The organism is Streptomyces sp. ISL-43 (assembly GCF_018614195.1).
Taxonomy (GTDB): domain Bacteria; phylum Actinomycetota; class Actinomycetes; order Streptomycetales; family Streptomycetaceae; genus Streptomyces.
On sequence record NZ_JAGGOT010000032.1, the window covers coordinates 149,753 to 162,942 of the forward strand.

Below are 13,190 nucleotides of genomic sequence, written 5' to 3' on the forward strand. Positions count from 1 at the left end.
GGTCGGGGCATGAGCGTGAAGCGGTGGGGGCGGGCGGTGGCCGGGGTGGGCGCGCTGGTGGGGACGGCGGTGATGGTCGCGGGGTGCGATGCGCCGCCCGCGCCGGCCTCGGCGCCGGGGCCGACCTCGTCCGCCGGGGTGCGGACGACGCAGGACCCGCGCGCCGGCGGGTGTCCCGAGGGCGGGGTGCGGCTCCTGGAGGGGCTCGGGAACGCCGCGATGGGGTTGCGCGTGGAGTCGGTGCAGCTGCTCAACTGCGGGTCGCGGCCGTACGAGTTGGAGGGGTATCCGGAGATCGCGCTGCTGGACGCGGCGAACGCTCCGGTGGAGGTGGCCGTCGGCCACGGCGCGGCCGGGATCACCGCGAGCCCCACGGGGCTGGACTCCCCGCCGGGGAAAGTGACGGTCCTGCCGGGGCAGGCGGCCGAGGTGGGGCTGGTGTGGCGCAACCTGGTCACGGAGTCGAGCGCCCCGGCGGTGGAGGGGTGGGTGCTCGCGGTCACGCCCCGGCCCGGCGCGCCCCGGCTGGAGCTGCGCCTGACCCGGCCGGTGGACCTCGGGAACACCGGGAAGCTCGGGATCGGCCCGTGGACTGCGGCCGGGCACTGACCGCAGGGCTCGACGGGCCCTTCGGCGGCGGGAATCCGAAGGAGACGAAGGAGACGAAGGAGACGAAGGAGACGAAGGAGACGAAGGAGACGAAGGAGACGAAGGAGACGAAGGAGACCAGGGAGAACACCGACAGCGCGCTCCGGGGTCGGCTCCGGCGCGCGCTGGTCGGCGTACGGCACGTCAGGTTCGGCTGAGGCGGAGCGCGCGGCGGGCCGGAAGGGACGTGGCCGCCAGGGTCAAGGCCACGGCGGCGGCCACGAAGGAGCCGTAGACGACGGGCGGGACGTAGGGGCCGGTGCCCGTCAGGGTCTTGGCCAGCGGGATCAGCGTGGCCAGCGCTATCGCCGAGCCGATGGCGATGCCGGCGCCGCTGACCAGGAGGGCTTCCCAGCGCAGCATCCGCAGCACCTGGCGGCGGGTGGAGCCGACGAGGCGCAGCATGCCCAGTTCGCGGCGGCGGTCGAGGACGGTCATCACCAGGGTGTTGGCGGCGGCGACGGCCGCGAAGCCGCCGAGTACGGCCGCCATGGTGGTGTTGGCCCAGGCGTTGACCTCGCGCGCCAGGCTCTGGGTCGTGGTCCAGGCGGATGCGGACTGCGCCGGGCCGAGGTCCGCGGGGAGCGGGCCGCGGACCAGGAGTTCCGTGGGGCGGCCGGCGGTGGTGTGGCCGGCCAGGTCGGCGGCGGGGAGGGTGACTTCGCCGAGGCCGAGGCCGCGGGAGTAGACGGCGACGATCTCGGGGTCGGTCCGGGTGCCGTCGGGCAGGCGCAGCTCGATGCGGTCGCCGACGGCGGCGTGGTCGGCCTCGGCCAGGGTCCGGTCGACGGCGACCTTGCCGGGGGCCAGCCGGGCGAGGTCCCCCGAGAGCACGCCCAGGTCCTCGACGGTGGTGATGTCCCCGGCGACCCCCTGGGCGGAGGCGCTGTGGATCATGCGCTCCGGGCCGGAGCCGACGATGGCGAGGACGGAGGTGCGGGTGAGGGCGACCGCACCGGCCGCGACCGCCCGGTCCGGGTCGTGCGGGTCGGTGATGACGTGGTCGGCGAGCAGCCCGGCTTCCTGCTGCTGGACTACGGCCCGGTCCTGGCTGGTGTGGAGGAAGACCAGGGTGGAGGAGAAGGCCATGGCGAGCACGATCGGCGTGATCGCGGAGGCCAGACGGCGGGCGTTGGTACGGGAGTTGGCGGCGGCCAGCGAGCCCGAGGCGCCGGCGGCGCGCATCGGGAGCCCGAAGAGGGCGGCGCAGGCGCGGGCGATCAGCGGGCCGAGCAGGGCGACGGCGAGCATGAAGAGCATGACGACGCCGAGCGCGGCGTTGGCCGCGTCCGGACCGCTGCTGGTGGCGGCCAGGCCCGCACAGGCGGCGCCGCCGGCCAGGGCGGCGATGCCCAACGGGGTACGGATCCACCCGGGCCGCAGGCGTTCCATGGCGGCCGCGGCGAGGGCCTGGCCGGGGCGGATGCGGGCGGGGCGGCGGGAGGCGGCCCAGCCGGCGAACAGGGCGGTGACGAGCCCGATGCCGACGGCGCAGACCAGCGGGATCCCGGAGACGGCCAGGTCGACGGGGGCCGGGGTCGCGCCCTTCGCCTTGAGCTGTCCGAACCACCAGGAGGCGAGTGCGATGCCGGGTACGAGGCCCAGTGCGCCGGCGGCCGGTGCGATGAGGAGGGCTTCGGCGGCGACCGTGCGGCGGATCTGGCGCGGGGTGGCTCCGACGGCGCGCAGCAGGGCGAATTCGCGGGAGCGCTGGCCGACGGAGAGCGCGATGGTGCCCGCGGCGGTGAAGACGGAGACGAGGGTGGCGATGCCGCCGAAGGAGCCGCCGAGGCCGGCCAGCAGCTCCTTGGCGCCCGCGAGCTGCGGGTCCATGGCGCGGTCGGCGCCGGTCAGCACCTGGGCGCGGCCGTCCACGGCCGCCCGGACCCGTTCGGCGTCGGCCCCGAAGACGGCGATGGCGTCGAGCGCGTCGGGGTGTCCGGACAGGGTGCGCGCTTCGGCGTCGGCGAACCAGGCTCCGGGCCGGTCGGTGCGCCCGACGACCCGGAACTCCCGCTTGCCGGCGGGGGTGTCGAGCGTGATCCGGCCGGGCCCGTCGGCGCCGCCGAGAACGACTTCGCCCGGGGCGGCCGGGGCGCGGCCCGTGCGCAGCTCGGTGGGGCTGAAGGCGGTGGAGCCCCAGCCGTACGCGTCGAAGGCACCGCCGGCCGCGGCGGCGGTTGCGGCTCCGGCTCCGGCTCCGGCTCCGGCCGCGTCCCGTACCGGGAACGTCACGTCGGGCACGGCCCGGCCCAGCGGGGCCAGCCGGGCCAGGAGCGCGGCGTCCACCCGGGCGTGCTCGGGGACCTGCGTGGAGACGTCGTAGGCCCCCTCGCCGCTGCCCGTCCGCAGGGTGACCTGCTGGTCGGCGGCGACGACGACGGGGGCTTCGGCGTACCGGGTCGGCGGGGCGCTCGCCCGCAGCCCGGTCTCCAGCAGGATCCCGCAGGCGGAGACGATGGCGACGGTCATCAGGACGGCGATGAAGGTGCCGGCGAAGGCGGCGGGGCGGAAGCGCAGTGCGGCGCGGGCCAGGCCGTTGGTGCGGGCGCGCATCAGGCGGCCGCTCCCGCGTAGGCCGGGGCGGGGGCGGTGAGGGCCGTCATCCGGGCGGCGATGGTGGCGGTGGAGCTGCGCGGGAGCCGGTCGGCGATGAGGCCGTCGGCGAGGAAGAGCACCTGGTCGGCGTGGGCGGCGGCGCCCGGGTCGTGGGTGACCATGACGACGGTGGCGCCGAGGGAGTCGACGGCGCTGCGGAGCAGGCCGAGGACTTCGGCGGCGGCGGTGGTGTCGAGGGCGCCGGTGGGCTCGTCGGCGAAGACCACGTCGGGCCGGGTTACCAGCGCCCTGGCGATGGCGACCCGCTGCTGCTGGCCGCCGGAGAGCTCGGCGGGGCGGCGCCGGCCCTTGCCCTCCAGGCCGACGCGGGCGAGGAGGTCGGCGGCGCGGTCCTGGCCTTGGGCGGATGCGCGGCCGCCGGCGAGGCGCATGGGGAGCAGGACGTTCTGCTCGACGGTGAGGGAGGGCAGCAGGTTGAAGGCCTGGAAGACGAAGCCCAGGCGGTTGCGGCGGAGCTCGGTGAGCTCGTTCTCGTTCATGCCGGTGATCTCGGTGCCGCCGAGGCGGACGGAGCCCTCGGTGGGGAGGTCGAGTCCGGCGGCGCACTGCAGGAAGGTGGACTTGCCGGAGCCGGAGGGGCCCATCACGGCGGTGAAGCTGCCGCGCGGGAGGCTGAGGTCGATGCCGCGCAGGGCGTGGACGGCGGCGGAGCCGCGCCCGTACTGCCGGCGGACACCGCGCAGTTCGACGGCGGGGGTGGAGTCGTAGGACCGCCCGGCCTGGTCGGCCCGCCGCTCGGGCTGCTGCTCGGCCTGTCGTGTGGTCCGCCGGAACCCCATGGTGTGTTGCCTTCCGTTGTGCGCCGTTGCCTGTGTGGTGACGGTCTCGACGCTACGGAGGACGGGGTGTCCGGGACCATGACGGGACCCGGCGGATGGATGGTGGGGTTTGCCCTACCCCGGCGGACCTGCGGTGTCGTCCGGCGGGGCTGCCCGGCGGGTCGGCTCGGCGGTCAGCCCGACCGGCGGATGAGCAGCAGGGCGCGATCGTCGTTGACGTCCTTGGCGACCTTCTCGATCAGGTGCCAGGCCGCGCCGTCCCAGCCGGCGGCGACGTAGCGGTCGGCCTCGCCGGTGAGGCGGTCCATGCCTTCGCTGATGTCGCGGTCGGACGTCTCGACGAGGCCGTCGGTGAAGAGCATCAGGACGTCGCCGGAGCGCAGGTTGCCCCGGGCCGGTTCGAACTCGGCGCCGTCGTAGACGCCCAGCAGCGGGCCCTCGCCGGAGACCTCCTGCCAGCGGCCGGTGCCGGCGCAGCGCTGGAGGGCGGGCAGGTGGCCGGCGGACAGCAGCTCGTAGTCGCCGGTCTCCAGGTCCAGGACGAGGTGGATGGAGGTGGCGAAGCCCTCGTCCCAGTCCTGGCGCAGGAGGTAGCCGTTGGCGGCGGGCAGGAAGCCGTGCGGGGGCAGGGCCCCGAGGAGTCCGCCGAAGGCGCCGGAGAGCAGCAGGGCGCGGGAGCCGGCTTCCATGCCCTTGCCGGAGACGTCGGTGAGGACGATCTCCAGGGTGCGGCCGCCGTTGGTGCGGGCGGCGACGACGAAGTCGCCGGAGAAGGACTGGCCGCCGGCCGGGCGCAGGGCCATCTCGCGGTGCCAGCCGCGCGGCAGGGAGGGCAGCTTGCTCTGGACCCGGATGCGTTCGCGCAGGTCGAAGAGCATGGTGCCGCCGCGCCGCCAGGGCACGCCGACGCGGCTGCGGAACTGGGCGATGACCAGTCCGAAGAATCCGCAGGCGGCGACGACCAGCACGGTGCCGGGCGTGACCCGGGCGGGGCCCTGGTTGTACGGCCCGAGGACGAGGGCCTCGACGATGAGCGCGGCCGCCGAGGCCGCGTACAGCGCGAGCAGGCTGGCGGGGCGCAGGAGCAGGCCGCCGGCCACGATGGGCAGGACGAGCGCGGACGGGGAGAACCACACCGGCAGCATCAGCGTGCCGCAGGCGATGGCCGGGACGGTGAGCAGCAGGACGCCGAAGGCGAGCCAGTCGGAGGCATCGCCGCGGAAGTAGTCGACGGCGGATTTGCGCAGGGCGGTGCGTGCCCGGTGCGACATCATGCGCGTCCGGGCCAGGAGGGTCTCCACACGTGCTCCGGCCATTGCTTCGGGACCCTATCCATCCTGGCTGTGCGCGCGCAGGGGTACCCCCGGAGATGGGCCCGCAGGTAGACCGAAAAGAGATCGACCGGGACGGATTGCCCTGATAGGGATGGCCGTATGGCTCTTGAGACGCGCGTATTGCAGGCTGATGAGTGGGATGTCTGGTTCGACCACCTGGAACTGGCGTTCGGTGGAGTGCCCGAATCCCCCGAGGAACGGGAGCTCTACAAGTCCCTGACCGAGACGGAGCGCTCCCTCGGCGTCTGGGACGGTGAGACGTGCGTCGGATCGGCGGGCGCCTTCTCCTTCCGGCTGTCCGTGCCGGGCGGCGCGCTCGTCCCCGCCGGCGGCGTCACGATGGTGGGCGTCTCCCCGACCCACCGCAGGCAGGGCGTGCTCACCTCGCTGATGCGCCGGCAATTGGACGACATCCGGGCGGGTGGTGAACCGCTCGCCGTGCTGACGGCCTCGGATCCGGCGATCTACGGGCGCTTCGGCTACGGCACCGCGGCGTACTCCGTGTCCGTCGACATCGACACCACCCGCGTACGCCTCTCCGTGCCGCCGGGGACCGACGGCGTACGGCTTCGGCTCGTCGATCCGCAGAAGGCGCTGGGCGACTGCGAGCGGGTCTACGCGGCGCTGGTCGCGGGCCGGCCCGGCATGCCGGCCCGGCAGCCGGGCTGGGAGCTGCATGCGCTGCTGGACCCGCCGTCGCGCCGGGAGGGAGCCTCCGCGCTGAAGTGCGTGGTCGCCGAGGGGGCGGACGGCGAGGTCGTCGGGTACGTCCGCTATCACGTCAAGCCCGACTGGGAGCAGACCGGTTCGGACGGCAAGGTCCAGGTGCGCGATCTGGACGCGCTGGATCCGGCGGCGTACGCGGCGCTGTGGCGCTACGTCTTCGGCATCGACCTGGCCTGGCGGGTGCGGGCGTACGGGCGGCCCGTGGACGATCCGGTGCTGCACCTGGTGAGCGACGTACGCCGGACCCAGGTGCGCCAGCGCGACGCGCTGCACCTGCGGCTGGTGGACCTGCCGGCGGCGCTGGAGGCCCGCGGCTACGGGGCCCCGCTGGACGTGGTCTTCGAGGTCGAGGACCGGTTCTGCCCGTGGAACGCGGGCCGGTGGCGGCTCACGGCAACTGCCGGGGGCGGGGCCTCCTGCACGCGCACCGACGCGCCGGCGGAGCTGGAGCTGTCGGTCGGCGAGCTCGGCTCGGCGTACCTGGGCGGGGTCGCCCTGACCTCGCTCGCCGCGGCCGGCCGGGTGCGCGAGCTGCGCGCGGGGGCCTTGGCGGAGGTCTCGCGGGCCCTCGCGGGCGACGTGGCCCCGTGGTTGTCGCACGGGTTCTAGCTAGGCCCTGTCGTCGAAGTGGCGCTTGGCCGGGGCGTTCCGGGCCGCGGGCCGATCCGCGTGGATCGCCCGGCCTAGCGGACCTGGCACCCCGGGCACCAGAAGAGGTTGCGGGCGGCGAGAGCGGCGGTGCGGATCTCGCGCCCGCAGATGTGGCAGGGCATGTTCGCCCTCCGGTAGACGTACACCTCTCCGCCGTGGTCGTCCACCCTCGGCGGGCGGCCCATGGCTTCGGGCAGGTGCTCGTCGCGGACGGTGTCGATGCGGTTGTTGCGCACGCCCTCGCGCATGAGCAGCGCCAAGTCGGCCCAGATCGCGTCCCACTCGGCCCGCGTGAGGTCCTTGCCGAGGCGGTACGGGTCGATGGCGTGCCGGAAGAGGACCTCGGCGCGGTAGACGTTGCCGACGCCCGCGACGACCTTCTGGTCCATGAGCAGCGCGGCGACAGTGGTGCGGGAGCGGGAGATCCGGGCCCAGGCGCGGTCGGGGTCGTCTCTGTTGCGCAAGGGGTCCGGGCCGAGCCGGTCGCTTATCGCCAGCTTCTCCCCGTCCGTGATCCACGCGCAGGTGGTCGGGCCGCGCAGGTCGGAGAAGTAATCGTCGCTGGCGAGGCGCAGCCTGACCGTGTCGGTGGCCGGCGGGGCCGGTGCGGGGCCGAGCGCGTACTTGCCGAAGAGTCCGAGGTGGATGTGGATCCAGCCGCTCTCCTTGAATCCCAGGAAGAGGTGCTTGCCGTGGGCGTCGACGCCGTCCAGGATCCGTCCGTCGAGCAGGGCCGCGCTCTCGGCGAAGCGCCCCTGGGGGCTGCTGACGGCGACCTCCCACCCGGCGAACCGCATGAGGTGGTCCTCGGCGAGGCGGTGGATCGTATGCCCCTCGGGCACGGTGAAGCTCCTCGTGGAAAGAAAACAGCCGTGCCGCCCCCGGGGGGCGGCACGGCCGGAAGGGGAATCAGCCCTGCGGGTGGTGGGCCGGGATCGGGGGGAGCTCGCCGGTGGTCTCGTAGGCCGAGAGCATGTCGATGCGGCGGGTGTGGCGCTCCTCGCCGGAGTACGGGGTCGCCAGGAAGGCCTCGATGAAGGAGACGGCCTCGTCCTGCGTGTGCATCCGGCCGCCGACGGAGATGACGTTGGCATTGTTGTGCTCGCGGCCGAGCTTCGCGGTCTCGACGCTCCAGGCCAGGATGGCGCGGACGCCCTTGACCTTGTTGGCGGCGATCTGCTCGCCGTTGCCGGAGCCGCCGATCACGATGCCGAGGCCGTCGGCGTCCGCGGCGGTCTGCTGCGCGGCACGCAGGCAGAACGGCGGGTAGTCGTCCACCGCGTCGTAGATGTGGGGCCCGCAGTCGACGGGCTCGTGGCCGTTGTTCTTGAGCCAGTCCACCAGGTGGTTCTTGAGCTCAAAGCCGGCATGGTCGGATCCGAGGTACACGCGCATGTCTCGAGTGTGGCACGAGCCCGCCCGCCACCCCGCAGCGGGTGTCGCGTAAGTCACTTCTAAAGCTCAAGTAAACCCAAACAACCCAGATGAGACACGCCGGGACCAGGGTCCGGGACTTTGAGCCCTGGGCAACCATCCGGAACAGGGTCTTCCGTCTTGTCCGCGTGTCGGGTTTGAATGCCGGGGCTCGTAACCCGAGCGCCCCGAGAACCTAAGGAATCGTTCATGAGTTCCACGACGACCCTTCAGAAGGCAGGCGACCCCACCGGCACCCCCGGCGACGGCCAGCCCTCCGACGGCCTGAAGGCCGGTCTCAAGAACCGCCACCTGTCCATGATCGCCATCGGTGGCGTGATCGGCGCCGGCCTCTTCGTCGGCTCCGGCGGAGGCATCGCCAAGACCGGCCCCGCCATCCTGCTCTCCTACGCGCTGGTCGGCGCGCTGGTCGTCTTCGTCATGCGGATGCTGGGCGAGATGGCCGCCGCCAGCCCGAACTCCGGCTCCTTCTCCGCGTACGCCGACCGGGCGCTCGGCCGCTGGGCCGGCTTCTCCATCGGCTGGCTGTACTGGTTCTTCTGGGTCGTCGTGCTGGCCGTCGAGGCAACCGCCGGCGCCGTGATCCTCGAAGGCTGGGTGCCGGCCGTCCCGCAGTGGGCCTGGGCACTGATCGTGATGGCCGTGCTGACGGTCACCAACCTCGGCTCGGTCGCCTCCTACGGCGAGTTCGAGTTCTGGTTCGCCGGCATCAAGGTGGTCGCCATCGGCGGCTTCGTGATCATCGGCATGCTGGCCGTCTTCGGCGTGCTGCCGGGCTCGGACAACCCGGGCGCGGGCTTCGCGCACCTCACCGACACCGGCGGCTTCATGCCGAACGGATGGGGCTCGGTCCTCACCGGTGTGCTGATGGTCGTCTTCTCCTTCATGGGCAGCGAGATCGTCACGCTGGCCGCGGGCGAGTCCGAGGACCCGCGCCGCGCGGTCACCAAGGCCACCAACTCGGTGATCTGGCGCATCGGCGTCTTCTACTTGGGCTCGATCTTCATCGTGCTCACCCTGCTGCCGTGGAACGACAAGTCGATCACCGAGAAGGGCTCGTACGTCGCCGCCCTGGACTCGATCGGCATCGCGCACGCCGGTCAGATCATGAACGTGATCGTGCTGACCGCCGTGCTGTCCTGCCTGAACTCGGGCCTGTACACCGCTTCCCGCATGGCGTTCTCGCTGGGCGAGCGCGGCGATGCCCCGAAGGCCTTCGCCAAGGTGAGCAAGCGGGGCGTTCCGACGGCCGCGATCCTGGGCTCGGTGGTGTTCGGCTTCGTCGCCGTCTACTTCAACTACGCCTTCAAGGACACCGTCTTCAGCTTCCTGCTGAACGCCTCGGGTGCGATCGCGCTGTTCGTGTGGCTGGTCATCTGCCTCACCCAGCTGCGGATGCGGAAGATCCTGGTCGCCGAGGCTCCGGAGAAGCTGACGGTGAAGATGTGGTGCTTCCCGTACCTGACCTGGGCCACCGCCGCGATGATCACCTTCGTCCTGGGCTACATGGTCTACGACAAGGACAACCGCGAGACCGTCCTGCTGTCGCTTCTGGTCGCGGCCGTGGTGCTGGTGATCGGCGTGGTCCGCGACGTACGCCGCAAGGCCGCCGCGCGCCTCTCCGCGTAAGCACGACGAGGTGAGCGCGACGACCTGATCGCGAAGACCTGAGCACGAAGACAGCAGCCCCGGACCGCCGCTCGCGGTCCGGGGCTGCCGTGCGTGTGAGGGCCGGCCGCGGCGCGCGGTCAGCCGCGGCGGCCCACCAGCTTCCAGGCGGCCGGCAGCAGGCCCATCGCCAGCGCGGCCTTGAGCGCGTCGCCGATCAGGAACGGGGTCAGGCCGCCCGCGACGGCCGCGCCGAAGGACATCCCGGTGGCCAGCGCGAGGTAGGGGACGCCGACGGCGTAGACGATCGCGGAGCCCAGCACCATGGCGCCCGCCGTACGCGGGACGGAGCGGTCGGCGCCGCGCCGCGCGAGGGCGCCGACGACGGTGGAGGCCAGGAGCATGCCGAGGACGTACCCGAAGGTCGCGCCGCCCGCGCCGGAGGAGCCGCCCGCGAACCACGGCACGCCGGCCATGCCGACCAGGGTGTAGAGGGCCAGGGAGAGGAAGCCGCGGCCGGCGCCCAGCGCGGTGCCCACGAGCAGCGCGGCGAAGGTCTGCCCGGTGATCGGGGCGGCCAGGCCGTCGACGTGGACGGCGATCTGCGCGGCCAGGCCGGTGAGCGCGGCTCCGCCGGTGACGAGCGTGATGTCGCGGACGCGGCTCGAGGGCAGCAGGTCGGCGAGGACGGCGCCGGGCCGGAGGGAGACGGAAGCAGTGCTCATCGGGGACTCCGCGGGAGGTGGTGTCGACAGGACGATCACCGACGTTAGTCCCGGGTCCAGGGCCGCATCAGCGTCGCCCGGGACAAAGCCGCACTCCCCGGCTTGGTGGGGAGTAGACAAAGACCCTGCTTCACACCCGAGTTGAAGTGATCCGCATCACGAGCCAGAACAGACAACACGTCCGTTTTGCACGAGTGGACGCTCTCCGGGGAGACTGTAGGTTCCCTCCAACTGTCGCGGAGCCCCCACCGCCGCCAGGCCACAGAGAGTACGAGCACCCCTCATGCGCGACCTCCTGCCCGACCCGCCCACCAGTACGACCGAGCTCCCTGCGGAACCCCTGAGCCACAGCCTCAAGCAGCGCCATCTGACCATGCTGGGTCTCGGCGGCGTGATCGGCGCCGGGCTCTTCGTCGGCTCCGGAGCCGGAATCGGCATCGCCGGTCCCGCGATCATCTGCTCGTACCTGCTCGCGGGCGTCCTCGCGATGCTGGTGATGCGCGCGCTCGGCGAGATGTCGGCGGCGATGCCCGCCTCCGGCTCCTTCTCCGTCTACGCGGAGAAGGCGCTCGGCCGCTGGGCCGGCTTCTCGGCGGGCTGGCTGTACTGGTTCCTGCTGGTCGTGGTGCTGGCCGTGGAGGCGACCGGCGCGGCGAAGATCGCGAACGGCTGGCTGCCCTCGGTGGACCAGTGGGTCTGGGTGCTCCTCTTCATGGTGGTCTTCACCGTGAGCAACCTGGCCGCCGTGCGGAACTTCGGCGAGTTCGAGTTCTGGTTCGCGGCCCTCAAGGTCGGCGCGATCGTGCTGTTCCTGATCCTCGGCACCCTGGCCGTCTTCGGCTTCCTCCCCGACACGGACGCGGTCGGCATGGCCAACCTGACCGGCCAGGGCGGTTTCCTCCCGAACGGCGCGAGCGGCGTGGTCGCCGGCATGCTGGCCGTCGTCTTCGCCTTCGGCGGCCTGGAGGTCGTCACCATCGCGGCCGCCGAGTCGGACGACCCGGCCAAGTCCGTGGCCCGCGCGGTGCGCAGCGCCGTGTGGCGCATCCTCTTCTTCTACGTCGGCTCGATGCTGGTCATCGTGACCCTGCTGCCGTGGGACTCGCTGAAGCCCGGTCAGAGCCCGTACGTGGCGGTGCTCGACTCCATCGGCATCCCGGCGGCCGGCCAGATCATGGACATCGTGATCTTCGTGGCGCTGCTGTCGGCGCTGAACGCGAACCTGTACGGGTCCTCGCGCATGGTGTTCTCCCTGGCCGAACGGGGCGAGGCACCGAAGGCCCTGCTGAAGGTGTCGCCCGGCGGGGTGCCGCGCAGGGCGGTCTTCGCCTCGGTGACCTTCGGGTTCGTCTCGGTCGTGCTGAACCTGCTGTGGCCGGACACGATCTTCCTCTACATGCTCAACGCGGTGGGCGCGGTGCTGCTCTTCGTGTGGGCGCTGATCGCGGTCTCGCAGCTGAGGCTGCGCGCGAGGATCGAGAGGGAGATGCCGGAGCGGCTGACGCTGCCGATGTGGCTGTTCCCGTACGCGACGTGGGCGGCGCTGATCGGGATGGCCGCGGTGCTGGTCCTGATGCTGTTCGACGATTCGGCGCGCCCGCAGCTGCTGTGGTCCTCGGGCGCGGCCGCGGTCGTGCTGGTGGTGGCGTGGATCCGGGAGCTGCGCGCCCCGAAGTCCTGACCCCGCCCGGCCCCCGCGAAAGCCCCCGCGCCCTCGGGGGCCTTCGCGCGTCAGGTGCGCAGGTACGAGGCCCCGTTGACGTCGAGGACCGCGCCCGAGCTCCAGCGCGCCGCGGGCGAGGCCAGGTGGAGCACGGCGGCGGCGATCTCCTGCGGGGTGCCCACGCGGCCGAAGGGGCTCTGCGCCCGGATCCGCTCGCCCTCCTCCCCGTCGAGCCGGCCGGCGACCCGTTCGGTGGCCACGAAGCCGGGTGCGACGGAGGCCACCGCGATGCCGTGCGGGGCCAGGGAGACGGCGAGCGACTGGCCGAGCGCGTGCAGGGCCGCCTTGGTGGCGCCGTAGGCGGGGTGGTCGGGCTCGCCCCGGAAGGCGCCGCGCGAGCCGATGTTCACGATGCGCCCCTCGCGGCCGCCGTCGATCATGCGGCGGGCCGCGCAGTAGGCCAGGTTGGCCGTACCGAACAGGTTGACGGCGGCCGTGTGCTGCCAGGCGGCCTGCCAGTCGGCGTAGGAGGTGGTGGGCAGCGGGTGCGCGACCATCACGGCGGCGTTGTTCACGAGCACGTCGATCCCGCCGAGCGCCTCCTCGGCCTCGGCGGCGAGGGCTTCCACGCGCGCCGGGTCGGTGAGGTCGCCGGCGACGAGGACGTGGCCCTCGCCCGGCAGGTCCGCGAGGGTCCGCTCGGCGTCGGGCCCGCGGACCGTGCAGTGCACCGCGACCCGGTCGCCCTGCTCGGCGAACGCGGTGGCGATCGCCCGTCCGATGCCCTGGGAGGCTCCGGTGACCAGCACCCCCCGGCCCGTCGCGGTCAATTCCCGTATGCCGTGGTCCATTCGAGCCTCCGTCGCACGCTCCAGTCCGGTTCACCAGCGTACGGGGATGATCACGGCCGGTCATCCGACCGTCCGAATAACGGACGAAGAGCGTCCGCTGATCGGACACGGGTGAGACTGGGGCACTCCATCCCGTCCCCCCGCACAACGGA

At 72.9% G+C, this 13,190-nt stretch carries 12 protein-coding genes; 5 read left to right on the top strand and 7 right to left on the bottom strand.

Annotation, left to right across the window (positions count from 1 at the left end; genetic code table 11):
• The first annotated feature begins 9 nt into the window (after positions 1–9).
• On the top strand, positions 10–609 hold the full coding sequence (locus J7F03_RS19210) for a DUF4232 domain-containing protein (protein ID WP_214950957.1): 600 nt from the start codon (positions 10–12) through the stop codon (positions 607–609).
• Positions 588–806: a hypothetical protein gene (locus J7F03_RS19215; RefSeq protein WP_214950959.1), complete on the top strand. Its 219-nt coding sequence runs from the start codon at positions 588–590 to the stop codon at positions 804–806. Before J7F03_RS19210 ends, J7F03_RS19215 begins: the two co-directional genes overlap by 22 nt.
• On the opposite strand, the gene J7F03_RS19220 is transcribed toward J7F03_RS19215, so the two are convergent.
• The 3 genes from J7F03_RS19220 to J7F03_RS19230 form a co-directional block, all read right to left on the bottom strand.
• Positions 793–3,204 carry an FtsX-like permease family protein gene (locus J7F03_RS19220; RefSeq protein WP_214950961.1) on the bottom strand — a complete coding sequence of 804 codons (2,412 nt, stop codon included), beginning with the start codon at positions 3,202–3,204 and terminating at the stop codon, positions 793–795. The genes J7F03_RS19215 and J7F03_RS19220 overlap by 14 nt on opposite strands.
• Positions 3,204–4,046: an ABC transporter ATP-binding protein gene (locus tag J7F03_RS19225; RefSeq protein ID WP_214950963.1), complete on the bottom strand. Its 843-nt coding sequence runs from the start codon at positions 4,044–4,046 to the stop codon at positions 3,204–3,206. The genes J7F03_RS19220 and J7F03_RS19225 overlap by 1 nt, the downstream gene beginning before the upstream one ends.
• A gap of 173 nt (positions 4,047–4,219) precedes the next feature.
• Entirely contained in the window at positions 4,220–5,362 is a 1,143-nt protein-coding gene (locus tag J7F03_RS19230; RefSeq protein ID WP_214950965.1) for a PP2C family protein-serine/threonine phosphatase, read from the bottom strand.
• A 117-nt stretch (positions 5,363–5,479) separates the two neighbouring features.
• Here J7F03_RS19230 and J7F03_RS19235 point away from each other — a divergent pair, with 117 nt between their 5' ends.
• Entirely contained in the window at positions 5,480–6,715 is a 1,236-nt protein-coding gene (locus J7F03_RS19235) for a GNAT family N-acetyltransferase (protein ID WP_214950967.1), read from the top strand.
• Positions 6,716–6,789: 74 nt separating this feature from the next.
• Here the strand turns inward: J7F03_RS19235 and J7F03_RS19240 are convergent, their stop codons facing one another.
• Both J7F03_RS19240 and J7F03_RS19245 read right to left on the bottom strand, forming a co-directional pair.
• Positions 6,790–7,599, bottom strand: a complete 810-nt coding sequence (locus J7F03_RS19240) for an Fpg/Nei family DNA glycosylase (protein ID WP_214950969.1) — start codon at positions 7,597–7,599, stop codon at positions 6,790–6,792.
• A gap of 67 nt (positions 7,600–7,666) precedes the next feature.
• The gene (locus J7F03_RS19245; protein WP_214950971.1) at positions 7,667–8,152 is read right to left on the bottom strand and encodes a ribose-5-phosphate isomerase; all 486 of its coding nucleotides are present in this window, start codon (positions 8,150–8,152) and stop codon (positions 7,667–7,669) included.
• Positions 8,153–8,380: 228 nt separating this feature from the next.
• On the opposite strand from J7F03_RS19245, the gene J7F03_RS19250 reads away from it, so the two are divergent.
• Positions 8,381–9,820 (top strand): amino acid permease, encoded by a 1,440-nt coding sequence (locus J7F03_RS19250; protein WP_214950973.1) that lies wholly within the window; start codon positions 8,381–8,383, stop codon positions 9,818–9,820.
• Positions 9,821–9,939: 119 nt separating this feature from the next.
• On the opposite strand, the gene J7F03_RS19255 is transcribed toward J7F03_RS19250, so the two are convergent.
• Complete coding sequence (locus tag J7F03_RS19255) at positions 9,940–10,524, bottom strand: biotin transporter BioY (RefSeq protein WP_214950974.1); 585 nt, start codon at positions 10,522–10,524, stop codon at positions 9,940–9,942.
• Positions 10,525–10,807: 283 nt separating this feature from the next.
• Between J7F03_RS19255 and J7F03_RS19260 the strand changes: the two genes are divergently transcribed.
• Complete coding sequence (locus tag J7F03_RS19260; RefSeq protein WP_214950976.1) at positions 10,808–12,205, top strand: amino acid permease; 1,398 nt, start codon at positions 10,808–10,810, stop codon at positions 12,203–12,205.
• Between the two features lie 50 nt (positions 12,206–12,255).
• Here the strand turns inward: J7F03_RS19260 and J7F03_RS19265 are convergent, their stop codons facing one another.
• On the bottom strand, positions 12,256–13,038 hold the full coding sequence (locus J7F03_RS19265) for an SDR family NAD(P)-dependent oxidoreductase (protein ID WP_214950978.1): 783 nt from the start codon (positions 13,036–13,038) through the stop codon (positions 12,256–12,258).
• Between the last annotated feature and the right edge of the window lie 152 nt (positions 13,039–13,190).

Coding starts and splice junctions, on each gene's coding strand:
- J7F03_RS19210 (WP_214950957.1), top strand. CDS start 10: ATGAGCGTGAAGCGGTGGGGGCGGGCGGTGGCCGGGGTGGGCGCGCTG.
- J7F03_RS19220 (WP_214950961.1), bottom strand. CDS start 3,204: ATGCGCGCCCGCACCAACGGCCTGGCCCGCGCCGCACTGCGCTTCCGC.
- J7F03_RS19225 (WP_214950963.1), bottom strand. CDS start 4,046: ATGGGGTTCCGGCGGACCACACGACAGGCCGAGCAGCAGCCCGAGCGG.
- J7F03_RS19230 (WP_214950965.1), bottom strand. CDS start 5,362: ATGGCCGGAGCACGTGTGGAGACCCTCCTGGCCCGGACGCGCATGATG.
- J7F03_RS19235 (WP_214950967.1), top strand. CDS start 5,480: ATGGCTCTTGAGACGCGCGTATTGCAGGCTGATGAGTGGGATGTCTGG.
- J7F03_RS19245 (WP_214950971.1), bottom strand. CDS start 8,152: ATGCGCGTGTACCTCGGATCCGACCATGCCGGCTTTGAGCTCAAGAAC.
- J7F03_RS19250 (WP_214950973.1), top strand. CDS start 8,381: ATGAGTTCCACGACGACCCTTCAGAAGGCAGGCGACCCCACCGGCACC.
- J7F03_RS19255 (WP_214950974.1), bottom strand. CDS start 10,524: ATGAGCACTGCTTCCGTCTCCCTCCGGCCCGGCGCCGTCCTCGCCGAC.
- J7F03_RS19260 (WP_214950976.1), top strand. CDS start 10,808: ATGCGCGACCTCCTGCCCGACCCGCCCACCAGTACGACCGAGCTCCCT.
- J7F03_RS19265 (WP_214950978.1), bottom strand. CDS start 13,038: ATGGACCACGGCATACGGGAATTGACCGCGACGGGCCGGGGGGTGCTG.